We start from the raw sequence: 26,175 nt of genomic DNA on the forward strand, positions 1-26,175 counted from the left end.
AACTAATCGCTAACGCCTGAAATGCGAAAATTGCGGGGCTGAGAGTGTTCTTTCCACCGATGATCGGCCTCGGAATGCTGGGGCTTCTCTCGCTGGTGCTCATGCTCTCCATTCGTTCGGGCTCGCTCACGCGAAACCTGGCGATCGGCATTCGAACCAGGTACACCCTTCATTCGGATGAGGCGTGGGAAGCCGGGCAGCGGTCCTCGCGTCCGTATCTCCTTGCGATCTCGGCGGTCGCGATGGGGCACCTGAGCGCCCTCTTGGCTGTCGAGCTCTCCGGGCCCTCTGAGGTGATCGGAAACACCCTCGCGTTGAGCGGGTTCGGCGTCATCGTGATCATTTCGCTCTTGGCGGGGCGCTCTGCGAACCGGGCCGCGAAGGCAGTCATCGCTCGAGGCGCGCCGTCCCAGAGATAGGCGTCCAAGAGTTCAAGGAGAGGAGCGGAATCACTCTTCGAACTTGCTGAACTCTTGCACTGACCGTCGAGGCTCTTGAGGCGAAGGATCCACCGTCGTCTGTTTGGTCGAAGCGGGTTCGCTACACGGAGAATGTTGGCAGGCTCAAGAGGTTGTCGTTGTAATAGCCATTCGCGTGCGTGCGAAGGAACTTCGGCGTTGGAGGATCGTTCACCACCGCCACCTGGACGCCCTTAACGTGGGCGGTCGTCGTTGTCTCCAAGAAGGACACCATGTCCGCTTTCCATCGATACCAAAGCTTGGTCTCACCGTCATAGTGGTATTGGTATGCATCGATCGACGGATGGGTCTTACTCGAACTTCCGTAGTGCACATGAGTGATTTCCACGCTCATCCTGTCCCCTTCTCGACGTAGTCCGGCGTTGGGCCACGGCGCCATAGTCCTCCCGATCAAACCAATAGGCGAGGACGCAGTCGTGCCCCTCTAGGTCGAGGGTCAAGGCTGTGGGGGTAGCGGAGGCATCCTTCTGGTCTGTTTGCCTTGCGACACCTGGTCGATCGGCATCCCTGTTCCCGTCGGAGCGAGCCGTCTCCCATGGGGCGGTCACTTGTCCCAGCGGCCTAACCGCAGTGCGCCAGGTTGTTGGGACCTGGAACATAAGGTCCGAAAACGATCGCTTGACGCCCTACTCGAAACCGAATACTCTAAGCAAAGTATTCGGAGGTGAGTAATGACGAAGCGAGCGGTGTCCAACCCCCTGGCGCTGGCCGTCCTGGCCTGCCTATGGGAGAAGCCGATGTACCCGTACGAGATGACGACCACCATGCGGGAGCGCGGCAAGGAGGACAGCATCCGTCTCAACTTCGGCTCCCTCTACGCCGTCATCAAGTCGCTCGAGAAGCACGGCTTCATCCGCGTCGCGCAGACCGAGCGGGAGGGCAACAGGCCCGAGCGCGTCGTGTACGAGATCACCGCCGCCGGGCGTGCGGAGGCCGACGATTGGATGCGGGAGCTCATCACCTTCCCGGTCAAGGAGTACCCCGCGATCGAGACCGGGCTGTCGCTGCTGCCCATGCTCGCCCCGGAGGTCGCGGCCGACCTCCTCGAGCGCCGGCGCGACCTGCTCGACGCCGACCTGGCGGAGCGGGCGCGCGTCTACGATGCTGCGCTGGCCATGCCCCTTCCCGAGCTGTTCATGATCGAGTCCCGCTACCGCGTCGCGGTGATGGAGGCCGAGCGCGCGTTCGTGGCCGACCTCGCCGCGCGCATCCGCGACCGTTCGCTCGGCGGCGTCGACTGGTGGGAGCGGCTCTGGGAGCTGTTCGGCCAGGGCCACGACATGTCCGAGATCCGGGAGCGGATCGCGGCAGGCGACTTCGGGCAGGAGGTGACCGAGTTGCTGGGGTCGTAAAACAGAACGATGGCCGGAGAGCGGCAACTCTCCGGCCATCCACACCTTCGATTCGTTCCTTGCGGAACCTGCGTCAACAGTCACCGAGGGCTTTCTCCATGATATGCCCGCGCCGGTGGCTGCCCGAGATGAAAGGAAGCCACCCGTGGCATCACAGAACGGCTCGGCGATCGTCGCCGAGCACCTCGTCAAGTCCTATAGCGGAGGCCGGGGCAAGCCCGTCGTCCGCGCCGTCGACGACCTCGGCTTCGAGGTCGCCGCCGGCACCGTCTTCGGACTGCTCGGCCCCAACGGCGCCGGCAAGTCCACCACCATGAAGATCCTGTCCACACTGACCCGCGCCGACGCCGGCAGCGCGTTCATCGCCGGCATCGACGTGAACCGCAACCCCGGCAGGGTGCGCCGAGCCCTCGGGTTCGTCGCCCAGAAACCGGTGTCGGACCCCAACGACACCGGGGCCGAGAACCTCGTGCTCGCCGGACGGCTGCAGGGGATGAGCGGTCGCGACGCGAAGGCCCGCGCCAGGGAGCTGCTCGACCGTTTCGGCCTCGCCGAGCACGCCAGGCGCCAGGTGAAGGCGTACTCCGGCGGCATGGCGCGCAAGCTGGACGTCGCGATCGGGCTCATGCACCGGCCGGAGGTGCTCTTCCTGGACGAGCCGACCACCGGTCTCGACCCGGAGGCGCGCGCCGAGCTATGGGCGGAGCTGGAGCGGATGACCGGCGCCGAGAACCTCACGGTCCTCCTCACCACGCACTACCTGGACGAGGCCGACCGCCTCGCCGACCGGCTCGCGATCGTGGACCACGGCCGGGTCGTCACCGGCGGCACTCCCGAGGAGCTGAAGAACGGCCTCCGCGGCGACGCCGTCATCGTGGAGCTGGCGCCGGACGCCGACCCGTTCACCGCCCTGACGGCGCTCGAGCGCGTGGACGCCCTCCGCGAGGTCGGCGGCGACGGCCGGACCCTGCGAGCCCGCGCGGACAACGGCGCGGCCACCCTCCCGGCCGCGCTCGCCGCCCTGGAGGCCGCGGCCGTCGCCGTCGCCTCCGCCACCGTCGCGCGGCCCAGCCTCGACGACGTCTACCTGCGGCACACGGGCCGCACCTTCACGCGGGCGCAGGAGTCCGCCGAGCACGTTCTGGAGACCGCATCATGACCGCTATCGCAATCCCGCCCGCGCGCACCGCGCGCCGCTCCGGCCCGACCTTCATGACCCACACGCTGCTGCTCACCGGCCGCCAGCTCCGCTGGGCGATCCGGATGCCCGCGTTCCTGGTGATGAACTTGGTGCAGCCGGTGATCTGGCTGCTGCTGTTCGGGCAGCTCTTCAAGTCCGTCATCGAGATCCCCGGGTTCGGGGTCGGGCAGAGCTACCTGGAGTACCTGACTCCGGGCGTCGTGATGATGCTCGCGCTGTTCGGGAGCGCGTGGTCGGGCACGGTCTACATCCAGGACATGGACCGCGGCGTGATGGACCGGTTCCTCACGTCGCCCACCAACCGCGGCGCGATGATCGTGTCCACGCTCGTCTACCAGTCGATCCTGGCCGTCGTGCAGTCGCTGATCGTGGTCGGGATCGCGTTCTGGGCGGGCGCGCGCTTCGACGGCGGGCTGGGCGGGATGCTGCTCCTCCTGCTCGGGGTGGTGCTGCTCACCGCGGTGTTCTGCTCGTTCTCGAACGCCGTTGCGCTGCTCGCCCGGGACCAGACCGCGCTGATCGGCATCTCGCAGCTCATCACGCTGCCGCTGATGTTCCTCAGCTCGGCGATCATGAACACGAAGCTGTCGCCGGAGTGGGTGCGGAACGCCGCCGCGTACAACCCGTTCGAGTGGGCCGTGATCGTCGGTCGAGAGGCCCTGAGCGCGGTCCCCGACTGGGCATCCCTCTGGGCCCACGCCGGCCTCCTGGCCGCCCTGGCCGTCATCATGGCCGCCCTAGCGACCAGCGCCTTCCGCGTCTACCAACGCAGTGCCTGACCCAATCCATCAGTTCCGGAGTTGTGTACGCGACACGCCGTCGCTTTACGTACACAACTCCGGAACTGTTGGTTTCAGAAGAGGTCGGGGGAGGGGGCGCTGGCGTGGCGGATGGAGACGTCCGCGTGGCGGTCGAAGCGGTAGCCGACGCCGCGCACGGTGCGCACGATGTCCTCGTAGCGCGCCAGCTTGGCGCGCAGGCGACGGACGTGGACGTCGATGGTGCGCTCGTTCGGGATCTCGTCCTCGTCGGCGTTCGACCACAGCGAGGAGATCAGCTCGGCGCGCTCGATGGTGCGGCCCTCGCGCAGCACCAGGTACTGCAGGAGCTCGAACTCCTTGTAGGTGAGAGACACGGTCTGGTTGTCGAGGATGAGGCGCTTGCGCGAGATGTCGACCACGACGCCGGAGGCGGCGCGGTCCTCGTCCTCGTCGACTGTCGCGGTGTGGCGGTGCTTGGCGATCGCGGCCGGGTCCTGCAGGGCGAGGCGGACGACGTCCACGTCGCGTCCGCCGGCGCCGGCGGGGGCCAGCGCCACGGCGGCGTAAGTCTCGGACGACGGCGCGAGCTCGGCGGTCAGCTGCTTGAGCGCCTCGACGATGCGGCCGAGGTCGGTGCCGGAGGCCGCGGCCTTCAGCTCGTCGATGCCGACGTAGAGGACGAAGCCGCGGGCCTCGGTCCCCTCGGGGACGGCGCGGAGGCGGGGTGCCGGGGCGGCAGGAGCGGCCGCGACGACGGGGGTTGCGGGGCGGAAGGTGTCGACGGTTGCGAGAGACATGGGAGGGGAGTCCTTCGGTGATGATGATGCGTCCGGACCCGGGTGCGGCGGTCCTCCAGCGGTCGAGCTCCGAAAGGAGCTTCAGCGGAGGGTGCGCCGGATACGGGTTTTCCGGTGTGACGAGGTGTCCCTGTTCAGAAAGGGACTGATGCACGGGTGCGTACGTGTGGCGCGCCCGGGGAGCTGTGCCCGGAGCCGACGCTCGTCTGCGTCGGAGGGCGACCGCTCGGCGAAAGGGTCGTCAGATTAGCGACACATTCGGCAACACATGACCGAGTCGCGGCCGGGCATCATCATGCCGGCATCCCCAGGGGCCTCGAAGGAGGTCAGGGTGCGCGAGTTGTCAGTCATGTTGAGAAGTAAACCGTCCCGTGACACGTCGTGTCAAATCGTTACGGATTGTTGCGGAGGGGCTCGACACCCTACACAGTGCCGTACAGACGGTCTCCGGCGTCGCCGAGACCGGGCACAATGTATCCGTTCTCGTTCAACCGCTCGTCCAGTGCGCCGAGCACGATGGTCACGTCGCGGCCCACCGTCGCCTTCTCCAGGGCCTCCAGACCCTCCGGCGCGGCGAGGATGCAGATGGCAGTGACGTCGACGGCGTTGCGCTTGAACAGGAAGTCGATCGCGGCTCCGAGCGAGCCTCCGGTGGCCAGCATCGGATCGAGCACGAAGCACTGCCGGTCGGAGAGGTCCATCGGCAAGCGCTCCGCGTAGGTGGTCGGCTCGAGCGTCTCCTCATTGCGCGCCATCCCCAGGAAGCCCACCTCGGCGGTCGGCATCAGCCGGACCATGCCCTCCAGCATCCCGAGCCCCGCGCGGAGGATCGGCACGACCAGCGGACGCGGCTGGCTGAGGGTGACGCCCATCGTCGTGGTCACCGGGGTCTCGATCTCGACGGGCTCGACGCGAACGGCGCGGGTGGCCTCGTAGGCCAGCAGCGTGACGAGCTCCTCCGTGAGCGCCCGGAACACGGGCGACGGGGTCTCCTTGTTGCGGAGCACGGAGAGCTTGTGGGTGATCAGGGGGTGGTCCGCTACGTGCACTCGCATAGGCTCAAGGCTAGCCGAACCCTCCCCGGACGAGGACCCCACCCAGGAGCAGCCGTGACCCTTCCCGTGCCCGCCGACTACGAGCGGTGGATGCGCCGCGCCGTCGCCGACGCGCGGCTCGCCTTCGACACCGGTGATGTCCCGGTCGCGGCGCTCGTGCTGGACGAGAACGGCGAAGTCATCGGTGCGGGACGCAACGAGCGCGAGCTGCACCGCGACCCGACGGCGCACGCCGAGGTGCTGGCGTTGCGGGCGGCGGCGGCGACGCGGGACGACTGGCACCTGGAGGGCTGCACGCTGGTCGTGACGCTGGAGCCGTGCGTGATGTGCGCGGGCGCGGTGCTGGCGGCGCGCGTCCCGACCGTGGTGTTCGGGGCGTGGGACGAGAAGGCCGGCGCGGCGGGCTCGGTCTACGACGTGCTGCGCGACCGGCGGCTCAACCACCAGGTCGCCGTGTATCCCGGCGTCCTCGCCGAGGAGTGCGCCGACCTCCTCCTCGACTTCTTCCGCGCAAAGCGCTGATCGGTCTTCGGGCTAGCGCGGCAGGGACTCCAGCCACTCGGAGAAGGCGGCGCGGGAGGCCTCCTGCATCCGTGCGGAGTACAGCTCGCGGTCCTCGCGCAGAGCCTCCGGGTCGAGGGCGTGCTCGTCCAGCTCGTTGTACCCGTCGGAGACCCACTGCTCGTGCATCTCGTCCGTCACCTCGGGATGGAACTGCACCGCCAGCGCGAAGCCGCCGATCGCGAACGCCTCGTTCGAGTAGTCGCTGGAAGACGCCAGCCGGGTCGCCCGCTCGGGCAGCTCGAACGTGTCGCCGTGCCACTCCACCACCGGCACGCCGTCGAAGTGCCGGATGGGAGACGACGCGCCGGCCTCCGTCGGCTCCACGCGGCGGTAACCGATCTGCATGGTGTCGCCCTTGTACACGCGCTCGCCGAGGGCGCCGGCCATGAGCTGCGCGCCCAGGCACACGCCGAGCGTCGGCCGCTCGGCGTCGAGGCGGGCGCGCAGCAGATCGCGCTCGGCGGCCAGGAACGGGAACTCGTCGGTCTGGTACGCGCCCATCTCGCCGCCGAGCACGACGACGAGGTCGGCCTCCTGCGGGTCGAGGACGGAAACATCCTGGGTCGTCACGTCGACGATGCGCAGGTCGTAGCCGTGCTCGACGAGGACGGGTCCGATGTTGCCGAGGTGGATGGACGGGTCGTGCTGCAGGATCAGCGCGGTGCGGGTCACTCGAGTCCTTTGAGGATGATGGTGTCGGTGGCGGGGTGCTGCTCGTTCGGGTCGACCCAGACGTCCGGCTCGATGTAGATGACCCGGGCGACGGGCACGGCGTCGCGGATGCGGCGCTCGATCGTGTCGATCGCGGCCGAGACCTCCAGCATGGTCTGCTCGCGCGCGACGGCGAGCTTGGCGCCGACGAGCAGCTCGTCCGGCCCCAGGTAGAGGGTGCGCATGTGGATGATGCGCTCGACCTCGTCGCCGGCCAGGATCGCCTGCTCGATGGCCGCGACATCCACATCGGAGGCGCCCTCGCCGACCAGGAGGCTCTTGGTCTCGATGCCCAGCACGATTGCGACCGTGACCAGCAGGAGGCCGATCAGGATGGTCCCGATGCCGTCCCAGACGCCGTTGCCGGTGATGATCGTGAGCCCCACGCCGATCAGGGCGAAGACCAGGCCGATGAGCGCGGCGACATCCTCCAGCAGTACGACCGGCAGCTCGGGGGCCTTGGCGCGGCGGATGAACTGCGGCCACGACATCCCCTTGCGGAGCGGGTTGGACTCGTGCACGGCGGTCCGCAGCGAGAACGACTCCAGGCCGATCGCGATGAACAGCACCAGCAGCGGCAGCCACCAGTTCTCCAGCGGGTGCGGGTGCGTCAGCTTCTCGACGCCCTCGTAGAGCGAGAAGACGCCGCCGACGGAGAACAGGATGATCGAGACGACGAACGCGTACACGTACCGCTCGCGGCCGTAGCCGAACGGGTGCTCCTTGTCGGCCTTCTTCTTGGCCTGGCGTCCGCCGAGCAGCAGGAGCAGCTGGTTGCCGGAGTCGGCGACCGAGTGCACGCCCTCCGCGAGCATCGAGGAGGAGCCGGAGAAGGCCCACGCGATGAACTTGGTCAGGGCGATCCCGAGGTTGGCGGCGAAGGCCGCGACGATCGCCCTGGTGCCACCTTCTGCGCTCATGACCTCATCCTAGGATGGGGCCCATGAGCGACACGAAGAACGTCACGCTGCCCACCATCGCGATGCTCGGCGCGGGCTCGATGGGGCGCGCCATCCTGTCCGGCCTGACCGCGCCCGGGGTGACCGTGGACGGCGGCATCCGGGTCACCAACCGGTCGAAGGCGCGGGCTGCGGAGCTCGCGGGCATCCCCGGCGTGACCGCGTACGCGACCGAGCACGACGGCGACGCGAACCGGGCGGCGGTGGACGGCGCAGAGCTCGTGATCGTCGCCGTCAAGCCCGGGATGGTGGCCGACCTCCTGCACGAGATCGCCGACTCCCTGACGCCCGGCGCCATCGTTGTGAGCGTGGCGGCAGGCGTCACCATCAAGACCTTCGAGTCGCTGTTGCCGCCGTCGGTGATCGTGGTCCGCTCGATGCCGAACACGCCGGCCGTCGTGGGCAAGGCCGTCACCGGGATCAGCCCGGGCACCCGCACGGAGCCGGACGACCTCGAGCTGGTCCGCGCGCTGTTCGAGACCGTCGGGGAGGTCGTGGAGGTGCCGGAGTCGCAGCTCGACGCGCTCAGCACCATCTCCGGCTCGGGGCCGGCGTACGTGTTCTTCCTGGTGGAGGCGCTGACCGCCGCTGCGCTCGAGAAGGGCTTCACCCCCGAGCAGGCGCGCACGCTCGTGAACGGCACGTTCCTGGGGGCCTCCGAGCTGCTGGTCTCCTCCGGTGAGGAGCCCGCCGAGCTCCGCCGCCGCGTGACCAGCCCCAACGGCACCACCGAGCGCGCCATCGCGGTCCTCGCCGACGCCGACCTCCCGGACCTCTTCACCCGCGCCACCTCCGCCGCCCTGGCCCGGGCCCGCGAACTCGCCGCCTCCTAGCCCCGCCGCAATCCGTTCCGGAGTTGTGTACGCAACACGCCGGTGGTGAGCGTGCATTACTCCGGAACTGATCGCGCGAGAGCTCGGCGGACGGTGAGGACGGCGCGCGGTACGGGAGGTTTCAGGTCGTCGGCGGTGAGGAAGACGACGTCCCAGCCGCACTCGGTGAGTCGCTCTCGTCGCGCTATGTCCTCGCGGAAGGCGCTTTGGTCGGTGCGGTGGACGTCGCCCAGATACTCGATCGCAACGCGTCGATCCGGGTAGGCGAGATCGACCATCGCTACGGATCGTCCGTCGCGGAGGACCCGGTAGTTCAGCTCGGGTTCGGGCAATCCCGCGCCGACCAGAAGGAGACGGAGGCGCGTCTCCTGAGGCGAAAGCGGCCCGTACCGGACGGCCTCGAATGCCTGACGCAGCCGGCGGATGCCCGGCCGCCGAGCGTGGTGGCGGACAGCCCGATCGAGATCGACAATCGCCCACGCGGAAGCGACGTTCGAGTGCGGCTCATCGCCGGTGACGAGCCAGTCGCCGATGACGACCAGATCCTCGAACGGGAGTGTCCGTGAGAGCTGCGCCCAAGTGTCCTCTGCGGCGATGACGCGCAAGCCGTCAATGTCGACCGCCTTGTGCCCGATCGCTCGCAATTCGTGGCCGACGACCCCGATCATCTGTGGAGGCTTCGCCGGAGCGAAAACAGCGACATGGATGTCGGTCGGGACCGCCCAGTGCGGGAGGGGGAAGCCGTGGATCATTGCTGCGGACTGGTGGCTGAACGTGTGTTGGCCACGTCCGAACGCCGAGTAGGCGCGGCACAAGTCCCGGTGGTCGCGATACTCGATGCCGACGCTGCGCACGCCCCGAAACGGCCGCTGCAGTCCGCCGCCATCGAGTTGTCGCCGAGTCAGCCCCGCTGTGCGGCCTTGCTCAACCGTGAACCCCGTCTGCTCTACGAGCCCGTCGTACGTCTCCATCCCAAAACCATGCCGCGCCGACCATCACGCTTCCGACTTATCCACACCCCGGCTATCTCTTCCGGAGTTATGCACGCAACACGCCGGTTGGGGGCGTACACAACTCCGGAATTGTTGGATCGGCTAGGCGTCGAGGGCGGCGAAGCGTTCTATGTCGGTGGAGGTGCCGGAGATGATGATGAGGTCCTGGTCGGAGACCACAGTGTCGGCGGTGGCGTAGGTGAAGGGTCTGCCGGGGCTTTTCACGCCGACGACGGTGATGTTGTAGCGGCTGCGGACGCCGGAGGTCGTGAGGTCGACGTTGCGGATGGGCTTCGGCGGGTACATCTTGACCAGCGCGAAGTCGTCGTCGAACTCGATGAAGTCGAGCATCCTCCCCGACACCAGGTGCGCGACGCGCTCGCCGGCCTCCGCCTCCGGGTAGATCACGTGGTTGGCGCCGATCCGCTCCAGGATCTTTCCGTGCGACTGCGAGATCGCCTTCGCCCAGATCTGCGGCACGTGGAGGTCGACCAGGTTCGCGGTGATGAGCACGCTCGCCTCGATCGACGACCCGACCGCGACGACCGCGATGGAGAAGTCCTCCGCGCCGAGCTGGCGCAGCGCCTCGATCGAGCGCGCGTCCGCCTGCACCGTGTGGGTGACCCGGTCGGCCCACTTCCCGACCAGCCCGGCGTCGGTGTCGATCGCCAGCACCTCCCGGCCCAGCCGGTCGAGCTGCCCGGCGGTCGCGGCGCCGAAGCGGCCGAGGCCGATCACGAGGACGGGCGCGTTGTGCTTGATCCGGTCAACCAACGAGCGGCCTCTCCTCGGGGTTCTGGTAGAGCTGCTTGCGCTGGCTCTGCGCCAGCGCCGCGGCGAGAGTCACTGTACCAACGCGCCCGCAGAACATCGTCGCCGCCATCACGTAGACGCCGGGGTCCGGCAGTCCCTGGGTCAGTCCGGTCGACAGCCCGCAGGTCGCGAACGCCGAGATGACGTCGAAGAGCACGTGGTCCAGCGGCGCCTTCGTGATCTGCAGGATGAGGATGCTCGCCACCGCCACGATCGTCGCGCCCCACAGCGCGACCGCCACCGACAGCCGCAGCACGTCGATCGGGATGCGGCGCTTGAACGCGTCCATCGACTCCACGCCGCGCGCCTCGGCGAACGCGGCGAGGAAGAGCACCGCCAGCGTCGTCACCTTGATGCCGCCCGCGGTGGAGGCCGATCCGCCGCCGATGAACATCAGCATGTCGGTCACCAGCAGGCTCGACCCGTGCAGGTCCGCGATCGGGATGGTGGCGAAGCCTCCCGAGCGGGTCATCGTCGACAGGAAGAACGACTGGAACACCGTGTGCCCGGCGTCCAGGTGCCCGAACGTCTTGGGGTTGTCGTATTCGAGCACGATGTACAGCACGGCGCCCGCGACAAGCAGGATGACCGACGTCAGCAGCGTCAGCTTGACGTGGATGGACCAGCGCCTGCGCCGCTTGCGCAGGATGGAGGCCAGCGCCAGGATCACCGGGAACCCGATCGAGCCGAGGAACACGCCGATCATGAGCGCGCCGAGGAACCAGTAGTCCTCCACGAACGGCGTCAGCCCTTCGGTGTTGGGCGCGAAACCGGTGTTGGTGAAGGCCATCGCCGAGTAGTAGAGGCTCTCCCAGATCGACGTGCCGACATCCATCCCCGCGATCAGCATGCGCGGGAACAGCAGCAGGGCGACCCCGCCTTCGATCACGACCATGCTGATCGCGACCGTGCGCAGCAGCTTGCCCACATCGCCGAGCCGCACCGCCTGCCCCTCGGCGACGGGGCCGGCGTGGATGCGCAGGGGATTGCTGTCGCTGGCCGCGATGAGCTTGGCGCGCAGGCCCAGGCGGCGCGAGACGACCATCCCGAGGATGCTAGCCATCGTCAGCACGCCCACCGCGCCGACCTGCACGCCGAGGTAGACGAGCAGGTGGCCGAACACCGACCAGTGTGTCGCCATGTCGACGGTCGAGAGTCCGGTCACGCAGATCACCGACGTCGCAGTGAAGAGCGAGTCGGCCAGGCCGGTCCACGTTCCGGAGGCCGACGCGATCGGGAGGGAGAACAGCAGGGTGAAGACGAGGATCAGCAGGGTGAAGACGAGGATCGCGAACCGCGACGGGCTGCGCTGCGCGAACCCGTTCAGTGCCGCCCTCAGACGTCCCCTCGCGGCAGCGGGCCCGCGCCGAACCGGCGACGTCGTGCGCATCGTCCGTTCCTCCCGACAGCCTCGGACCGACAGCTTCGGACATGGTACTCCGACACCCGTACGACTAGCCTGGTGCAATGGCCGACATCTTCGACGTGATCGCCGACCCGACGCGGCGCGACATCCTCAAAGTGCTGCTCGACCGCAACTCGGATGACGCGCGTCCCGTCGGGGAGATCTCGGTCTCGGAGATCGTGGCCACACTGGAGCTCAGCCAGCCCACGGTGTCCAAGCACCTCAAGGTGCTGCGCGAGGCGTCGCTGGTGTCCGTCCGCGAGGAGGGCCAGCACCGCTACTACCGGCTCGACCCCACGCCGCTGGAGGCCGTGGAGGACTGGGTCATCCCCTTCACCGCATCCGAGATCGACCTGTCCGCCTACTCGGTGCAGCTCGGCGACGAGACGCGCGAGTTCGCCAGCACGGTCGGCAAGGTGCTCGCCGACACCCGCCGCCGGGTGGAGCGCGTCACGCCGAAGAAGTGGCGCAGGGACTGATCCGCCTGCTGGAGTCCGACCCCGCGCACGGTCTAGAGTTCGCTAGTTCCCCGTCGTCACTACCCGAGTACGATGACGGGCAAGAAAGGGACACCGCATGGTTCACGATGGGGGCTCGAACGCTCTTCGCGAGGTGCGCTTCCTGACGGTCGCCGAAGTGGCCGACATGATGCGCGTCTCCCGCATGACCGTCTACCGGCTCGTCCACTCCGGTGAGCTTCCGGCGATCCGTTTCGGCCGTTCGTTCCGCGTTCCGGAGTCCGCCGTGGCGCAGGCGCTGGAGGCCGTGCGGCCCCACCTGGAGGGCGGCGTCGCGGACTCGGCGTGAAGTCGGGTAGACTGGCTGCTCGTGTCGCCGCGTTTTTCGCGGCAAACCCCTAACTTTGTGAGGTCTACGTGGGTTCCGTTATCAAGAAGCGTCGCAAGCGTATGGCGAAGAAGAAGCACCGCAAGCTTCTTCGCAAGACGCGCCACCAGCGTCGCAACAAGAAGTAGACCTCAGCGTCTGCTGCTCGAGCGCCGGTCCGTGAGGTCCGGCGCTTTCTGCTGTCCAAACGCGGTTAGGCTGGATCCCGTGTCCACCGTCACCGTCACGCTCATCGGCAAGCCGGGCTGTCACCTCTGCGACGACGCACGGGAGGCGATCCGCTCGGTGATCGACGGTCTCCCCTCCGGCGCCCCAGAAGTGCGCGTGGAGGAGCTCAGCATCCTGGAGGACGCCGAGCTGCACGAGCGCTACGTGGAGGACATCCCGGTCGTGCTCGTGGACGGCCGACAGCACACTTACTGGCGCGTCGACCAGGCGCGCCTGCGCACCGCCCTGCTGGAGGAGGCCCGTTGACCCTGCGTCACGTCGTCATGTGGAAGCTCGCGTCGACCGAGGAGGCGGAGCGCGCCGACCAGGCCGCACGCATCAAGGCGGGGCTGGAGTCGCTGCCCGCCGTCGTCCCGGAGATCCTGCGCTTCGAGGTGGGGATCAACTCCCTGCCGGTGAACGAGTTCGACATCGTGCTCGTCAGCGACTTCGAGGACGAGGCCGCCCTGCAGCGCTACGTGGTGCACCCCGAGCACGAGAAGGTCGCGTCGTACATCCGGTCCGTCGTCTCCGGCCGCGCGGCCGTGGACGCCGAGTACTGACCCCCCCGACGCACGCTGAGCCCCGACGCGCGCTGAGCACTGAACGCACGCGTGCCCGGCGCCTGAGACAGGCGCCGGGCACGGGCGGACGGAGGTCGCTCAGACCACGGGGCTCTCTTCGATGTCCTCGTCGCTGCGGCGGTAGTCCGAGAGGAACTGCGCGAGCGTCGGGGCGTACAGCGCGCGCACGAGGTCGCCGGCCTTCTCGCCGTCGTGCGCCTTGGCGGCGTCGTGGATCTCGGTGACGCGCGCGGGCAGCTCGTCGGTGTCGAACGGACGCTTCCACACGGAAATGTAACGCAGCACCTGCGGGCTCAGGCCCTCGCTGATCGCGAGCAGCACGTCGTTGCCGCTGTTGCGCTCGAACTCCAGGAAGAAGTCGTTGACCGCGCGGCCGAGGGCCGGGAGGTTGCTCGACTTGGCGGCCTTGCGGATCTCCTTGACCGCCTTGTCCTGACGGCTGAGCGCCGCGTTGTCGAGGCCGGGGACCGAGGTGCGCGCTGCGTACTCGTGCAGGAGGCCGGTCGTGTAGATCGCCTCGTCGATCGCGCGGAGGTCGATGGGCGCGACGCGCGTGTAGCGGTTCGGGGCCATCTCGACGAGCCCGATGTCGGCGAGCTTCATCAGCGCCTCGCGGATCGGCGTGCGGGAGACGCCGAGCCACGCGGTGAGCTTCTCGTCCAGCAGGGTCTCGCCCGGCTCCAGCGTGCCGTCGAGGATGCCCTCGTACAGGCGGTTGTAGACGACGTCGCGCAGGAGCTGGCGCTCGACGGGTGCGGAGTCTTTGACGGGGAGCGGCATCAGCGGGCCTCCTTCGATGCGAACTCGTCCACGACGGTGACGAGCCCCTTGTTCCAGAAGTCGGACACGCCCTTGGCGGCCTTGGCGCCATTGCCGGCGATGGCCGCGTCGACGGCGGTCGCGACGTGGGCCGCGCCCTTCGTGAACGCCTTCGACGACGGCGCAGCGATCAGCGCACGGCGCACCTCGGGGAGGTGGCGCGTGAACAGCTTCGCGAGCGTGCGGTTGTCGAGGCGGCGGAGGAAGACGTTGACGAAGCCGTCGGTGAGCACGCGCTCCTTGACCAGCTGCGCCATGTCGTCGCCGTCGCCCATCCGCTCCTTGAAGGCGCGGAGGGCGTCCTTGTCGTCCTCGGTGAGGAGCGGGGTCGTGTCGCGCACGATGCCGACGAGGAGGCTGCCAACGGTGTCGATGAGCGCACGGAGGCGCACGGGGTCGATCGGCGTGACGCGGGTGCGCTTCTGGGGCATGATCTCCACGAGTCCCATTGCCGCGAGCTGGTTCAGGGCTTCGCGGACGGGGGTTCGGGAGACTCCGACCCACTTCTCGATCTCAGCGTCGTAGAGCTGTTCTCCTGGCGTGAGGTCCCCGTCGACGATTGCGTCGAGTAGACGAACGAATACTTCGTCCCGGATGAGCCGTCGGGGACTGACGGCCTCTGCGATGGGTACAGGCATACATGAATATTACATCCACCTGCGTTGGGTGCAAGGCCATCGCGTGATGAAGTTAGGCGTGTCGTATCGCAGAATAGTCTGCCGGGCGCCCAAAAGCGCCCGGATCCGGCTGAAAAGCGCCTGGGTCCTGCTCAGAATCGGTTTCCGAGCGCCTTCGCCTTGAGCGCGTCGAACTCGTTCTGGCTGATCACGCCCTTGTCCAGGAGCGCCTTCGCCTGCTCGATGTCGGCGGCCGGGGTCGCCGACGGCGTGGGGTGCGTGTAGTAGTCGGTGTCCTCCGGGACGGTCCTGCGGTCGCGCGCGTTGCGCTCCGCCATGCCGCGACCGCGCGCGATCAGGTACACCAGCGCGGTGAGGAAGGGCACGAAGATGAGGAAGATCACCCACACGGCCTTCCACCAGCCGTTCAGCTTCTCGTCGCGGAACAGGTCGACCAGGATCGTGAACAGCACCATCAGGTAGGCGACGAAGGCGAACGCCCAGAAGATCAGCCAGATGAAGTTCCAGAAACCGTTCACGACGGGGCTCCTCTCGATCGGTGTGCACACCGTAGCCGCGCCGCGGCTCGCCTGGCTAGACGGCAGTGCTCGGCCGTCGCGACGGTGGGCGCGGTTAGGCTGACCGCATGCTCAGCCAGCTGCCCCCTCGCGTGTGGCGGGGGAGGACGCCCGGCGGCTGGGTCGCCCTCATCGCAGGCCTGATCGTCGGAATCCCTGTCGCGCTCGCGGCGGGGCTTGTGCTGCTCACGCTCGGTGTCGTGGCTGTCGTTGTCGGAGCCGTGGTCGCACTCCTCGCGCTTGCCGCCGAATGGGTCTGGTACCTCGTGCAGCGCGCGTCGCGCGTGCGGTACCCGTTCCCTGTGCCCGCGCCGCGCCGCCGTCGCGCCAGGCGCACCGCTCTGAGCGCGCTCTACCTCACGGCCGCGCCCCGGCTGACCGGCGGACTGGCCAGGGTCGCAGGCTGGGTGCTCGGGCCGGTCGCCCTCCTGATCGGGCTGGTCGGGATCGTGCTGCCGCGCTGGCGCGCCCGGCCCTACCTGGCCGTCTTCACCCTCCCGGCGCTGCTGCGCAAGACGGTCGCCCTCGGGCGCAGGCGCGGGCTGCTGCGCGACGGGCACGACGCGGTGCTGCTCGGCTACGACGACCTCCTGGAGCGCCGGTTCCCGCTCCTGCACGACTTCCTGACCTGGTGGGGCGACCCGGGACGCGGCGACGACTACACGCCGACGCCCGGCCTCCCCGACGTGCCCGCCGGGCTGCTCGGCCTGGAACTCGGCCCGTCCCCCGACCCGCTCGGCCAGCCCGGACTTGCCGCGGGGGCGATGCGCCGCCGGTCCGTGCACACGCTCCGCGACCTGCTGCTCAGCCAGCGCGAGATCGACGACCTCTGCGACCCCGACCTGGACGAGCGCATCGACACCGCGGTCATCCGGTTGGTCGAGCGCGAGCACGAGGGCGTCCGGCACTGGATCGTGCAGTTCCCGAGCACGAAGTCCTGGAGTCCGCGGCCCGGCATCGCCCCCAACGATCTGACCGCGGACCTCGTCATCGGCGCCGAGCACGAGGCCACCATCACCCGGGCGGCGCTGGAGGCGATGCGGGAGGCCGGCATCCGCCCCGGCGAGCCCGTCGTGCTGGCCGGGTTCAGCCTCGGCGGGATGGTCGCCTCGCAGGTCGCTGTGCGGGCGCACGCCGCGGGGTTCGCCGTGACGCACCTGGTCGTCGCCGGCACGCCGCTCGGCCGCCTGCCCATCCCGGCCGGCATCCGCACCCTGGCCATCGAGCACGTGCTCGACCTCGTCCCGCGCATCGACGGCAGGGAGAACCCGGTGCGCCTGGACCTCGACGGCGCGCGGGTGCTGGTCACCGTCAAGGCCGGCCCGGCGCTCGCACCCGGCTTCCGGCTCGGCGCCCTGCACCAGGCGATCGCATACGCCGACACCGCAGGCGCGATCGAGACCGATCCTCCGGGCGACGCCGTGGCCGTGCTCCTGGGCGAGCTGCGGCCGTTCTTCGGCCCGGGGCAGCGCGTCCACGACCGCTCCGCGCTCCGGGCGGGGAGCCTGACGGCGCAGGCCGCCGTGCCGCTGTACCTGCACAGCACCGTGGACGAGGGAATCACCCGCGGCGCGCTCCGGCAGTCGCTGCGCCGGCTCGCGGGCGTCTACGCGGTGGACGTGTACCAGTCACGCGGCGGCCTCGCGACGACGATCCTGTGGAGCGCCGACGTGCTGGTCCGCGCGCTCGGACCCTGGCTCGCCCCCACCAGGCGCGCGGCGATCTATCGCGGCCTGCTGTCGCTGCTCGGCCGGCGGCGCGCGGTCGGCATCCACCTGCGCCTGCAGGCCCGCGAGACCCCCGGACTGACCTGGGAGGCCACGCTCCAACGGATGCCGGACGGGCGCTGGCGGGAGACCATCGACGTCATCGTGGACGACCGGGCCAGGCCGGAGGACGTGTCCCGGCTGTTCCCGGAGGGTGTGAGGACGCGGGTGGTGCTGCACCGACCGGACGCGTTCGAGCCGGTGCTCGACGCCGCAGGGGTCTGATCGCGTCGTACGATCGGCGGGACGGTCCACCGCGGAGGGTGCGACCCGGTGGCGAGGAGGGGACATGGGACGCGAGACGTTTTGGGCCGAGGACCCCGACCCGCTGCTGCGCGTCGGCGAGGGCTTCCTGCTCGCCGGCAGCGATACCGCGGGGAAGCCGGGGTTCGACGGACGCAAGAAGGACGGCGCGGAGGCGCTCGCCGAGGGAGCCGCGATCCTCGCCGACCTCCAGGAACGCCTGTTCGCAGCGGGGACGCTCGGCGACCGGCGCAGCGTGCTGCTCGTCCTGCAGGCGATGGACACGGCGGGCAAGGGCGGCATCGTGACCCACGTCGTCGGGCAGATGAACCTCGGCGGCGTGCGGTACGCGGGCTTCAAGAAGCCGACGCGGGTCGAGCTCGCCCACGACTTCCTCTGGCGGATCTGGAGCCACGTGCCGGCGGCGGGCGAGGTCGGCGTCTTCGACCGCTCGCACTACGAGGACGTCCTCATCGGCCGGGTGCGCAAGCTGGCGTCCGAGGAGGAGATCGAGCGTCGCTACAGCGCGATCAACGAGTTCGAGCTGGAGCTGGCGGAGTCGGGGACGACGATCGTCAAGGTGATGCTGAACCTGGGCAAGGACGAGCAGAAGAAGCGCCTCGGCGACCGGCTGAAGCGCGTCGACAAGCAGTGGAAGTACACGACAGGCGACGTGGACGAGCGGCTGCTCTGGGACAGCTACCAGGACGCGTACCAGGTCGTCTTCGACCGCACGTCGACGGCGTACGCGCCCTGGTACGTCGTGCCGGCCGACCGCAAGTGGTACGCGAGGCTCGCGGTTCAGCACCTCCTCATCCACGCCCTGGAGGACCTGGAACTGGGGTGGCCGGCGCCGGACTACGACGTGCAGGTCGAGAAGGCGCGGCTGGCGGCGAGCTAGCGAGCGTCCAGGCGCTCAGCCGAACGCTTCGACGATCGGGCGGAACTTCATGGTCGTCTCCGCGTACTCCTTGGCGGGGTCGGAGTCGGCCACGATGCCCGCGCCCGCGTACGCGGTGAGGTCGCCGGTCTCGCCGAGCTGCGCGCAGCGCAGGGCGATCGCCCACTCGCCGTCGCCGTCGCCGCCGACCCAGCCGACCGGCCCGGCGTACCGCCCGCGGTCGAACGGCTCCAGCTCGCGGATCAGCGCGAGCGCCTCCGGTGTCGGCGTCCCGGCGACGGCGGCCGTCGGGTGGAGCGCGTCCGCGAGGTCGAGCGAGCTCGACCCGTCGCTGAGCGTGCCGGCGATATCGGTCGCGAGGTGCCAGAGGTTCGGCAGTTTGAGGGTGAACGGCTCGTCGCTCGCCCCGAGGTCCGCGCTGTGCGGGCGGAGCGCGTCGAGGACGCTCGCGACGGCGAAGCGGTGCTCGCCCTGGTCCTTGGCCGAGCCCGCGAGGGCCAGTGCCGACTCGCGGTCGCTCTCGGCGTCGCGGCCGCGGGACATCGTGCCGGCGAGCACCCGGGCGGTCACCGTGCCGTGGTGCACGCGCACCAGCGTCTCCGGAGAGGAGCCCACCAGCCCGTCGACGGCGAACGTCCAGCAGTCGGGGTAGCCGAGGGCCAGCTCCACCAGCGCGCGCCGCACGTCGGACTCGAGTGGCAGGTGCGCCGACAGCTCCCTGGCCAGGACCACCTTCGAGAGGTCGTGCTCGCGGATCCGCTCCACCGCCGTCGCGACGGCGGACTCGTAGCCGCCCTCGTCCAGTCCGGCGGGGAGGAGGCTGAGCCGGTACTCGTCACCGAAGGCGATCGGCCGCGGGAGGTCCCGCGCCGTACCGCGCTGCGTTCGGGGGTCGGCCGCATTCGCTGCCGCGGGGGACTCGTCCACACGGGTGATCCGCGTGATCCAGCTCCGGCCGCCGCGGCGACCGAGGACGATCTCAGGCACGATCAGGACGCTCATGGCCGTGCTCTCGTCGTCGAACGCGAAGGTCCCGAACGCGACCAGCCCGGTGCCCGGCGTGCGCACATCGTCCGAGACGGTCGCCGCCTGGACGGTCGCCCGCCACGCCTCCGACGCCTGCCGGATGCGGTCCGGCCCGCGGAACTCGAGCCGCAGCGACTCCCCGATGCCGGCGATCCCCTCGCCTTTGCGGATCCACACGAGGGGCCGGCGGGAGTCGAGGAAGGGAACGAGATGCCGGACGTCGTCGAGGGGGGTGGTCTCGACCGACAGGGCGGTCACGCCCGTAGCCCGGCGGGTGGTCGAGGGTGCGGTCACCGGACCAGCCTACGCCCGGGCCGCTGGGCGCCGGATGCGCGGCGGCTGGGCGTTGGCCCGGTGCGGGAGGCCCTGTGCGGCGCCCCGAAATGCACGGCATGTCGGCGCAGCCTAAGCTGGGGGGGTGAGTAAGGCCGACCTCAGCAAGCAGCCCTCCCAGGTCGCCGCCATGTTCGATGAGGTGTCGACCCACTACGACCGGACCAACACCGTCCTCTCGATGGGCAACGCGACGCTGTGGCGGCTGGCGACGACGCGGGCCGTCGGGCCGCGCGCCGGCGAGACGATCCTGGACGTGGCGGCAGGGACCGGCACCTCCAGTGCGTCCCTGGCGCGCAACGGGGCCAGCGTGGTCGCCGCCGATTTCTCGGAGGGCATGATCGAGGTCGGCCGGCGCAGGCAGGCCGGCAACCCCTTCGTCACGTTCGTGCAGGCCGACGCCACGAAGCTCCCGTTCGACGACGACACGTTCGACGCCGTCACGATCTCGTTCGGCCTGCGCAACATCGTCGACCCGCGGGCGGCGCTCGCCGAGTTCTACCGGGTGACGAAGCCGGGCGGCCGGGTCGTGGTGTGCGAGTTCTCCCAGCCTCCGGTGGCCGCGATCCGTGCGGGCTACGGCGCGTACCTGCGCTACGGGATGCCCGTACTGGCCCGCGTGGCGAGCTCGAACCCCGCGGCGTACGAGTACCTGATGGAGTCCATCGAGGCGTGGCCGAACCAGCCGGCGCTGGCAGCCTGGATGCGCGAGGCCGGCTTCGAGCGCGTGGCCTGGCGCAACCTGACCGCGGGCATCGTGGCGCTGCACCGCGGGTGGAAGCCCGTGGAGGTGGCGAAGCCCGCCCCGAAGAAGCCTGCCCCGAAGAAGCCTGCGGCGAAGAAACCTGCGGCGAAGAAGCCCGCAGCGAAGAAGCCCACGACCGCCGTCCCATCCGAGGGGGAGTAAGTGCCACGTAGCGTTCCGGTGGTGCGGCGACCCGCGTCGCTCAGCAGCCAGCTCGGCCTGACCGAGCGGATCTTCGTCCGCGGCGAGGACCGCCAGGTCGCCAATGCGGTCGACGACGGCCTCGCGCAGGTCGAGGAGGCGCTGCATCGCGAGATGCGGTTCGCCGACAATCTCGCCGACGTCACCACGCGGTACCTCCTGGAGGCCGGCGGCAAGCGCGTCCGCCCGATGCTCACGCTCCTCACCGCGCAGCTCGGCGATGGCAACACCCCGCGCGTGCTCCAGGCCGCGCAGGCGGTCGAGATCACCCACCTCGCCTCCCTGTACCACGACGACGTGATGGACGACTCGCAGATGCGGCGCGGCGTTCCCACGGCGCAGTTCGTCTGGGGCAACTCCGTCGCCGTCCTCACCGGCGACCTCCTGTTCGCCCGGGCCAGCAAGCTCGTGTCCGCGCTGGGCGAGCGTGCCATCCAGCTCCAGGCCGACACGTTCGAGCGGCTGTGCCTCGGCCAGCTCCACGAGACCATCGGGCCGCAGGACGGCGAGGACCCGATCGCCCACTACATCCGCGTGCTGGAGGACAAGACCGGCTCGCTCATCGCCGTGGCCGCCCAGATGGGCGTGGCGTTCTCGAACGCCGACACCGCGTACGAGCAGCCCGTCGTGACCTTCGGCGAGAAGATCGGTGTCGCGTTCCAGCTCATCGATGACGTCATCGACCTCTCCTCCGTCGGCGTCGCCGAGACCGGCAAGACGCCGGGCAACGACCTCCGCGCCGGCGTCGCCACGCTCCCCGTGCTGAAGCTGCGGGAGCGCGCCGACACCGACCCCGAGGCGCGCGCCCTGCTCGAGCGGTTGGAGCGCGATGTCATGGGCACCGCCGAGGAGGGCGAGATCACCCCGGAGGCCACCGCGGCCATCGCTGCACTTCGGGAGCACCCGGTCACGGCGGACACACTCGAGGAGGCGCACCGCTGGGCCCGGGAGGCCGTGGAGGCGCTCGAGCCCCTGCCCGACGGCCCCGTGAAGAAGGCGCTCGTGCGGTTCTCCGACACGATCGTCGAACGTTCGAGCTGAGCACGAAGGAATCAACGCATGACCAAACTGCGACTGGCGATCGTCGGCGCCGGCCCGGCCGGGATCTACGCCGCTGACATCCTGCTCAAGGCGGAGCGCGGCTTCGACGTCTCGATAGACCTGTTCGAGGCCCTGCCCGCGCCGTACGGGCTGGTGCGCTACGGCGTCGCCCCCGACCACCCGCGCATCAAGGGAATCATCACCGCGCTGCGCGAGGTGCTCGACCGCGGCGACATCCGGATCTTCGGGAACGTCACCTACGGCGTCGACATCACGCTCGACGACCTGAAGCGCCATTACAACGCGGTGATCTTCGCCACCGGCGCGGTGCACGACTCCGACCTCGACATCCCGGGCATCGACCTCGGCGGCTCGTACGGAGCGGCCGACTTCGTGAGCTGGTTCGATGGCCACCCCGATGTGCCCCGCACGTGGCCGCTGGAGGCGAAGTCGGTCGCGGTGATCGGCAACGGCAACGTCGCGCTCGACGTCTCGCGCATCCTCGCGAAGCACGCGGACGACCTGCTGCCGACGGAGATCCCGGACAACGTCTACGACATCCTGAAGGAGTCGCCCGTCACCGACGTGCACGTCTTCGGACGCCGCGGCCCTGCGCAGGTGAAGTTCACCCCGCTGGAGCTGCGCGAGCTCGGCGAGCTGCGCGACGTCGACATGATCCTCTACGAGGAGGACTTCGAGTACGACGAGCACTCCAAGGACGCCATCGCGAGCAACAAGCAGGTGATGGTCATCGACCGCGTGCTGCAGCAGTGGCGGCAGCGCGAGGTGGGCGCGGCCTCCCGCCGGCTGCATCTGCACTTCTACGCCAAGCCGCTGGAGGTGCTCGCCGACGAGGACGGGAACGTGCGGGCGTACCGCTACGAGCGCACCGAGTCCGACGGCGCCGGCGGCGTGCGCGGCACCGGCGAGGTCCGGGAAGTGGAGATCCAGGCGCTCTACCGCGCGGTCGGCTACTTCGGGTCGCCGCTGCCAGGCATCCCGTTCGACAAGAAGCACGGCGTCATCCCGAACCACGAGGGCCAGGTGCTGCGCAACCGCGATAACGAGCGGATGTACGGCGTGTATGCGACGGGGTGGATCAAGCGGGGCCCGGTGGGCCTCATCGGTCACACCAAGTCGGATGCGATGGAGACGATCAAGCATGTGATCAACGATCAGGGCAACTGGTGGTCTCCCGCTTCCCCCTCCGAGGAATCTGTGGAGAACCTGCTGCGCGAACGTGGTGTGGAGTACACGAATCTGAACGGCTGGCACAACCTCGACGCACACGAGCAGGCGCTCGGCGCCGAGCGCGGCCGCGCCCGGATCAAGGTCGTCCCGCGCGAGGACATGCTGCGCGCGTCGAACGGCGCCGCGGTGGAGGCGGCGGCGGAGTAGACCCTCGCGTCGCGCCCCTCCGATCTGGCACGCTGGAGGCATGGTCGGCCCAGTGGAGTGGCGCCCCGACGTCCTCGGCGCCGGGTTCCAGCAGGCGACGCTCCCGCTCGGCCACGACGCCGAGGGCGAGGTCGTCGCGACGCTCGTGCGCTACGAGCCGTGGCCGCACCTGGCCGACCTCCGGCCGGGCCGTCCCGCCGACGAGACCGACGTGCTGTACGTGCACGGCTGGTCGGACTACTTCTTCCAGACCGGGCTCGCGCGGTTCTGGCACGACCAGGGCGCGCGGTTCTTCGCGCTCGACCTGCGCAAGTACGGCCGCAGCCTCCGCCCCGGCCAGACTCCCGGGTTCATCGACTCGCTGGACACCTACGACGCCGACATCGAGGCGGCGCTCCGGGCGATGGGCCACGCGGAGGGCGAGCGCCCGCACCGCCGGCTGATCCTGCTCGGCCACTCGACGGGAGGCCTTACGCTGAGCCTGTGGGCGGACCGGCACCCCGGCCGGGCGTCGGCGCTCATCCTCAACAGCCCGTGGCTGGAGTTCCAGGCGCACTCGGCCGGCCGGGCGATGCTCGCGCCGCTGGTCGACCTCCAGTCCCGGCTGGAGCCGAAGGCCGCCATGCCGAACGTGGACCTCGGCTTCTACACGCGGTCGGTGTCTCGGACGCTGGACGGCGAGTGGGACTACGACCTGACCTGGCGTCCGGTGCGGGGGTTCGCGGTGCACCCCGCCTGGCTCACCGCCATCCTCGCCGGGCACACCCGCGTCGCGGCGGGACTCGCGATCGATGTCCCTGTGCTCACGCTGCTGTCGGCCCGCTCGACGCTGCTGCCGTACTGGACGACGGACATGCTGAGCTCGGACGTGGTGCTGCTGGTGCAGGACATCGCCGTGCGCGCACTGCGGCTCGCGCCGACCGTGACGATCGCGCGCATCGACGGCGCGCTGCACGACGTGTTCCTGTCGCAGGAGCAGGCGCGCGTGGCGGCCTACGGGCAGGTCGCCCGCTGGCTGCGGGGGGCGCTCAGCGGAAGTTCACGAACTGCAGGGCCACGTCCAGGTCGGCGCCTTTCAAGAGGGCCATTGTCGCCTGGAGGTCGTCCCGGCTCTTTGAGCTGACGCGGAGCTCGTCGCCCTGGATCTGCGACTTGACGCTCTTGGGCGCCTCGTCGCGGATCAGCTTGTTGATCTTCTTGGCGGCGTCCTGCTCGATGCCGTCCTTCAGGCCGACCTCGATGCGGAACTCCTTGCCCGACGGGTACGGCTTGCCGGTGTCGAGCGACTTGAGCGTGATGCCGCGCTTGATGAACTTGGACTCGAGGACCTCGAGCACGGCCTTCACCCGCTCCTCGGTGTTGCCCTTGAGCAGCACTTTCTCGCCGCTCCACTCGACCGAGGCGCCGACGTTCTTGAAGTCGTAGCGCTGCTCGACCTCCTTGCGGGCCTGGTTGACGGCGTTGTCCGCCTCCATCTTGTCGACCTTGCTGACGACGTCGAATGAGGAGTCTGCCACTGTACTGTTCCTTCCCGCGCAGGTGTCCGGCGAAGCGGGCCGGACGGCATCCAGTCTACGGGCGGTGCGCGTCGCGCGCGGTGGTCAGGCCGTCTGCTGGAGCTCGGCGAAGTAGGTGACGTGGCAGCCGTCGCCGTTGCACTCGACGCAGAGGGCGACCTCCTCGGAGTGCTGCCGGGGGTCGGCGCCGGTTCCGTCGCATCGTTCGCAGATCTCCACCGTTCTCATGCCCCCGATTGTGCGCGCGGCCACCGACATCGGCGGCAGGAGCCGGGGAGTGTCGCGAAGTCGCGGGGGTCCGCGCGAATTCTGCTGTGGGCGGAATCCGAAAATCGATCGGCGCGGACGCGGGCCTCCGGCTTAGGCTTCAGGCATGTTGATGCGGCACGCGATCGGCTCCGTGCTCCGCCGGTTGCGGACGGAGCGGGGCGCGACGCTGCGCGAGCTCTCCGAGACCTCGCGCATCAGCATCCCGTACCTGTCGGAGATCGAACGCGGCCGCAAGGAGGCCTCGTCGGAGATCCTCGCCGCGCTGTGCCGCGTGCTCGACGTGACGGAGGGGGAGCTGCTGTCGGAGGTGGTGGCGGAGTTCGCGCGCGTCGAGGTGCTGAGCCTGGTCCCGGAGCGGGTCCATGCGGCGACGACGGTGGACGAGCATGCGGTCTCCGACGTCGCGCAGCCGGTGCTGCTGGCCGCCTGAGCCTCCTGCGGGCCGTGCCCTTCAGCTGGCGAGCGCCCGCGTCGAGCCGATGACCTCGTCCACGAAGCCGTAGTCCCTGGCCTCGTCGGCGGTGAACCAGCGGTCGCGGTCACCGTCCTCGATGATCTGCTCGACCGTCTTGCCGGTCTGCTCGCTGGTCAGTTCGGCCATCCTGCGCTTGAAGTGGAGGATCTGCTTCGCCTGGGTCTGGATGTCCGCGCTCGTGCCGCCGAAGCCTCCGTGCGGCTGGTGCATCACGATGGACGAGTTCGGGAGCGCAAACCTTTTGCCCGGCGCGCCGGACGACAGCAGGAACTGCCCCATCGAGGCCGCGAAGCCCAGCGCGACGGTCGACACGTCGGCGCGGACGAAGTTCATCGTGTCGTAGACGGCGAACCCCGCGGTGATGGAGCCGCCCGGCGAGTTGATGTAGAGGAAGATGTCGCGATCGGAGGCGATGGAGTCGAGCAGCAGGAGCTGCGCGCAGACCTCGCCGGCCGACTCGTCGTTCACTTCGGTGCCGAGGAACACGATGCGCTCCTCCAGCAGCCGCTGCACGGGGGAGAAGGTCTCAGGAGTGGTCATGGCGTCATCCTGCGACCGGGGGTCGGCGTTTGTCGCGTGGTTCTGCCGTGTGCGAATTCGCGGGAGGCAGACGTGCGGCGTCGGGCCTGGCGCCGCCGATTTCGTTCGGCGGCGCGCGCCGAGTATTCTTACATGGCGCCTTTGCG

33 protein-coding genes are annotated in these 26,175 nt (G+C 69.5%); 18 read left to right on the forward strand and 15 right to left on the reverse strand.

What is annotated here, in order from left to right; all coding sequences use genetic code 11:
- Window positions 1-59 precede the first annotated feature (59 nt).
- Complete coding sequence (locus tag ABH923_RS13665) at window positions 60-419, forward strand: SdpI family protein (RefSeq protein WP_370055927.1); 360 nt, start codon at window positions 60-62, stop codon at window positions 417-419.
- A gap of 121 nt (window positions 420-540) precedes the next feature.
- Here ABH923_RS13665 and ABH923_RS13670 read toward each other — a convergent pair whose 3' ends face one another.
- Window positions 541-813 (reverse strand): DUF3892 domain-containing protein, encoded by a 273-nt coding sequence (locus ABH923_RS13670; protein ID WP_370055928.1) that lies wholly within the window; start codon window positions 811-813, stop codon window positions 541-543.
- A gap of 337 nt (window positions 814-1,150) precedes the next feature.
- Between ABH923_RS13670 and ABH923_RS13675 the strand changes: the two genes are divergently transcribed.
- The 3 genes from ABH923_RS13675 (at window position 1,151) to ABH923_RS13685 (ending at window position 3,811) form a co-directional block, all read left to right on the forward strand.
- On the forward strand, window positions 1,151-1,831 hold the full coding sequence (locus tag ABH923_RS13675; protein WP_370055929.1) for a PadR family transcriptional regulator: 681 nt from the start codon (window positions 1,151-1,153) through the stop codon (window positions 1,829-1,831).
- A 145-nt stretch (window positions 1,832-1,976) separates the two neighbouring features.
- Window positions 1,977-2,990 carry an ABC transporter ATP-binding protein gene (locus ABH923_RS13680; RefSeq protein WP_370055930.1) on the forward strand — a complete coding sequence of 338 codons (1,014 nt, stop codon included), beginning with the start codon at window positions 1,977-1,979 and terminating at the stop codon, window positions 2,988-2,990.
- Window positions 2,987-3,811 (forward strand): ABC transporter permease, encoded by an 825-nt coding sequence (locus ABH923_RS13685; RefSeq protein WP_370055931.1) that lies wholly within the window; start codon window positions 2,987-2,989, stop codon window positions 3,809-3,811. The genes ABH923_RS13680 and ABH923_RS13685 overlap by 4 nt, the downstream gene beginning before the upstream one ends.
- A gap of 74 nt (window positions 3,812-3,885) precedes the next feature.
- Here the strand turns inward: ABH923_RS13685 and ABH923_RS13690 are convergent, their stop codons facing one another.
- Window positions 3,886-4,590, reverse strand: coding sequence for a winged helix-turn-helix domain-containing protein (locus ABH923_RS13690; protein ID WP_370055932.1), 705 nt, complete (start codon window positions 4,588-4,590; stop codon window positions 3,886-3,888).
- 422 nt (window positions 4,591-5,012) lie between these two features.
- Window positions 5,013-5,645 (reverse strand): uracil phosphoribosyltransferase, encoded by a 633-nt coding sequence (gene upp, locus ABH923_RS13695; protein WP_370055933.1) that lies wholly within the window; start codon window positions 5,643-5,645, stop codon window positions 5,013-5,015.
- Window positions 5,646-5,699: 54 nt separating this feature from the next.
- Between upp and tadA the strand changes: the two genes are divergently transcribed.
- Window positions 5,700-6,167, forward strand: a complete 468-nt coding sequence (tadA, locus tag ABH923_RS13700) for a tRNA adenosine(34) deaminase TadA (protein ID WP_370055934.1) — start codon at window positions 5,700-5,702, stop codon at window positions 6,165-6,167.
- Window positions 6,168-6,179: 12 nt separating this feature from the next.
- Here tadA and ABH923_RS13705 read toward each other — a convergent pair whose 3' ends face one another.
- Both ABH923_RS13705 and ABH923_RS13710 read right to left on the reverse strand, forming a co-directional pair.
- A complete protein-coding gene (locus ABH923_RS13705) occupies window positions 6,180-6,881 on the reverse strand; it encodes a glutamine amidotransferase (protein WP_370055935.1) in 702 nt (233 codons plus the stop codon).
- Window positions 6,878-7,840 carry a cation diffusion facilitator family transporter gene (locus tag ABH923_RS13710; RefSeq protein WP_370055936.1) on the reverse strand — a complete coding sequence of 321 codons (963 nt, stop codon included), beginning with the start codon at window positions 7,838-7,840 and terminating at the stop codon, window positions 6,878-6,880. The genes ABH923_RS13705 and ABH923_RS13710 overlap by 4 nt, the downstream gene beginning before the upstream one ends.
- A gap of 23 nt (window positions 7,841-7,863) precedes the next feature.
- Here ABH923_RS13710 and proC point away from each other — a divergent pair, with 23 nt between their 5' ends.
- Complete coding sequence (proC, locus tag ABH923_RS13715; protein WP_370055937.1) at window positions 7,864-8,712, forward strand: pyrroline-5-carboxylate reductase; 849 nt, start codon at window positions 7,864-7,866, stop codon at window positions 8,710-8,712.
- A gap of 56 nt (window positions 8,713-8,768) precedes the next feature.
- Here proC and ABH923_RS13720 read toward each other — a convergent pair whose 3' ends face one another.
- The 3 genes from ABH923_RS13720 to ABH923_RS13730 all read right to left on the reverse strand — a co-directional run bounded on the left by ABH923_RS13720 (window position 8,769) and on the right by ABH923_RS13730 (window position 11,907).
- Window positions 8,769-9,683: a hypothetical protein gene (locus tag ABH923_RS13720; RefSeq protein ID WP_370055938.1), complete on the reverse strand. Its 915-nt coding sequence runs from the start codon at window positions 9,681-9,683 to the stop codon at window positions 8,769-8,771.
- Window positions 9,684-9,806: 123 nt separating this feature from the next.
- Window positions 9,807-10,478, reverse strand: coding sequence for a TrkA family potassium uptake protein (locus ABH923_RS13725; RefSeq protein ID WP_370055939.1), 672 nt, complete (start codon window positions 10,476-10,478; stop codon window positions 9,807-9,809).
- Window positions 10,471-11,907 (reverse strand): TrkH family potassium uptake protein, encoded by a 1,437-nt coding sequence (locus tag ABH923_RS13730; RefSeq protein WP_370055940.1) that lies wholly within the window; start codon window positions 11,905-11,907, stop codon window positions 10,471-10,473. The genes ABH923_RS13725 and ABH923_RS13730 overlap by 8 nt, the downstream gene beginning before the upstream one ends.
- Window positions 11,908-11,984: 77 nt before the next feature.
- Here ABH923_RS13730 and ABH923_RS13735 point away from each other — a divergent pair, with 77 nt between their 5' ends.
- The 5 genes from ABH923_RS13735 (at window position 11,985) to ABH923_RS13755 (ending at window position 13,538) form a co-directional block, all read left to right on the forward strand.
- Window positions 11,985-12,401, forward strand: a complete 417-nt coding sequence (locus ABH923_RS13735) for an ArsR/SmtB family transcription factor (RefSeq protein WP_370055941.1) — start codon at window positions 11,985-11,987, stop codon at window positions 12,399-12,401.
- 97 nt (window positions 12,402-12,498) lie between these two features.
- Window positions 12,499-12,729: a helix-turn-helix domain-containing protein gene (locus tag ABH923_RS13740; protein WP_370055942.1), complete on the forward strand. Its 231-nt coding sequence runs from the start codon at window positions 12,499-12,501 to the stop codon at window positions 12,727-12,729.
- Window positions 12,730-12,797: 68 nt separating this feature from the next.
- Window positions 12,798-12,896, forward strand: a complete 99-nt coding sequence (locus tag ABH923_RS13745; protein WP_003792170.1) for a 30S ribosomal protein bS22 — start codon at window positions 12,798-12,800, stop codon at window positions 12,894-12,896.
- Window positions 12,897-12,975: 79 nt separating this feature from the next.
- On the forward strand, window positions 12,976-13,242 hold the full coding sequence (locus tag ABH923_RS13750) for a glutaredoxin family protein (RefSeq protein WP_370055943.1): 267 nt from the start codon (window positions 12,976-12,978) through the stop codon (window positions 13,240-13,242).
- Complete coding sequence (locus tag ABH923_RS13755; protein ID WP_370055944.1) at window positions 13,239-13,538, forward strand: Dabb family protein; 300 nt, start codon at window positions 13,239-13,241, stop codon at window positions 13,536-13,538. The genes ABH923_RS13750 and ABH923_RS13755 overlap by 4 nt, the downstream gene beginning before the upstream one ends.
- Window positions 13,539-13,637: 99 nt before the next feature.
- Here ABH923_RS13755 and ABH923_RS13760 read toward each other — a convergent pair whose 3' ends face one another.
- The 3 genes from ABH923_RS13760 to ABH923_RS13770 form a co-directional block, all read right to left on the reverse strand.
- Window positions 13,638-14,339 (reverse strand): GntR family transcriptional regulator, encoded by a 702-nt coding sequence (locus tag ABH923_RS13760; RefSeq protein ID WP_370055945.1) that lies wholly within the window; start codon window positions 14,337-14,339, stop codon window positions 13,638-13,640.
- A complete protein-coding gene (locus tag ABH923_RS13765) occupies window positions 14,339-15,016 on the reverse strand; it encodes a GntR family transcriptional regulator (protein WP_370055946.1) in 678 nt (225 codons plus the stop codon). Before ABH923_RS13765 ends, ABH923_RS13760 begins: the two co-directional genes overlap by 1 nt.
- 131 nt (window positions 15,017-15,147) lie before the next feature.
- Window positions 15,148-15,534 carry an SHOCT domain-containing protein gene (locus tag ABH923_RS13770; RefSeq protein ID WP_370055947.1) on the reverse strand — a complete coding sequence of 129 codons (387 nt, stop codon included), beginning with the start codon at window positions 15,532-15,534 and terminating at the stop codon, window positions 15,148-15,150.
- A 107-nt stretch (window positions 15,535-15,641) separates the two neighbouring features.
- Between ABH923_RS13770 and ABH923_RS13775 the strand changes: the two genes are divergently transcribed.
- Together ABH923_RS13775 and ABH923_RS13780 are read left to right on the forward strand one after the other, a co-directional pair.
- Window positions 15,642-17,564 carry a hypothetical protein gene (locus ABH923_RS13775; RefSeq protein WP_370055948.1) on the forward strand — a complete coding sequence of 641 codons (1,923 nt, stop codon included), beginning with the start codon at window positions 15,642-15,644 and terminating at the stop codon, window positions 17,562-17,564.
- Between the two features lie 64 nt (window positions 17,565-17,628).
- Window positions 17,629-18,483 (forward strand): PPK2 family polyphosphate kinase, encoded by an 855-nt coding sequence (locus ABH923_RS13780; protein ID WP_370055949.1) that lies wholly within the window; start codon window positions 17,629-17,631, stop codon window positions 18,481-18,483.
- A 15-nt stretch (window positions 18,484-18,498) separates the two neighbouring features.
- Here the strand turns inward: ABH923_RS13780 and ABH923_RS13785 are convergent, their stop codons facing one another.
- Window positions 18,499-19,803, reverse strand: a complete 1,305-nt coding sequence (locus ABH923_RS13785) for an isochorismate synthase MenF (RefSeq protein ID WP_370055950.1) — start codon at window positions 19,801-19,803, stop codon at window positions 18,499-18,501.
- 124 nt (window positions 19,804-19,927) lie between these two features.
- On the opposite strand from ABH923_RS13785, the gene ABH923_RS13790 reads away from it, so the two are divergent.
- From ABH923_RS13790 to ABH923_RS13805, 4 genes are read left to right on the forward strand one after another with little or no spacing between them, the layout of a single operon-like run.
- Window positions 19,928-20,749, forward strand: coding sequence for a demethylmenaquinone methyltransferase (locus ABH923_RS13790; protein ID WP_370055951.1), 822 nt, complete (start codon window positions 19,928-19,930; stop codon window positions 20,747-20,749).
- A 21-nt stretch (window positions 20,750-20,770) separates the two neighbouring features.
- Complete coding sequence (locus tag ABH923_RS13795; protein WP_370057369.1) at window positions 20,771-21,829, forward strand: polyprenyl synthetase family protein; 1,059 nt, start codon at window positions 20,771-20,773, stop codon at window positions 21,827-21,829.
- A gap of 18 nt (window positions 21,830-21,847) precedes the next feature.
- The gene (locus ABH923_RS13800; protein WP_370055952.1) at window positions 21,848-23,227 is read left to right on the forward strand and encodes an FAD-dependent oxidoreductase; all 1,380 of its coding nucleotides are present in this window, start codon (window positions 21,848-21,850) and stop codon (window positions 23,225-23,227) included.
- Between the two features lie 40 nt (window positions 23,228-23,267).
- On the forward strand, window positions 23,268-24,350 hold the full coding sequence (locus tag ABH923_RS13805) for an alpha/beta hydrolase (protein ID WP_370055953.1): 1,083 nt from the start codon (window positions 23,268-23,270) through the stop codon (window positions 24,348-24,350).
- Here the strand turns inward: ABH923_RS13805 and ABH923_RS13810 are convergent.
- Window positions 24,256-24,744 (reverse strand): YajQ family cyclic di-GMP-binding protein, encoded by a 489-nt coding sequence (locus ABH923_RS13810; protein WP_370055954.1) that lies wholly within the window; start codon window positions 24,742-24,744, stop codon window positions 24,256-24,258. The two genes, ABH923_RS13805 and ABH923_RS13810, sit on opposite strands and share 95 nt — an antisense overlap.
- 84 nt (window positions 24,745-24,828) lie before the next feature.
- Window positions 24,829-24,972 (reverse strand): hypothetical protein, encoded by a 144-nt coding sequence (locus tag ABH923_RS13815; protein WP_370055955.1) that lies wholly within the window; start codon window positions 24,970-24,972, stop codon window positions 24,829-24,831.
- 145 nt (window positions 24,973-25,117) lie between these two features.
- On the opposite strand from ABH923_RS13815, the gene ABH923_RS13820 reads away from it, so the two are divergent.
- A complete protein-coding gene (locus ABH923_RS13820; RefSeq protein ID WP_370055956.1) occupies window positions 25,118-25,444 on the forward strand; it encodes a helix-turn-helix domain-containing protein in 327 nt (108 codons plus the stop codon).
- A gap of 21 nt (window positions 25,445-25,465) precedes the next feature.
- Here the strand turns inward: ABH923_RS13820 and ABH923_RS13825 are convergent, their stop codons facing one another.
- Window positions 25,466-26,086, reverse strand: a complete 621-nt coding sequence (locus tag ABH923_RS13825; protein ID WP_370057370.1) for an ATP-dependent Clp protease proteolytic subunit — start codon at window positions 26,084-26,086, stop codon at window positions 25,466-25,468.
- Between the last annotated feature and the right edge of the window lie 89 nt (window positions 26,087-26,175).

It is taken from the genome of Leifsonia sp. EB41 (assembly GCF_041262565.1).
GTDB lineage: Bacteria > Actinomycetota > Actinomycetes > Actinomycetales > Microbacteriaceae > Leifsonia.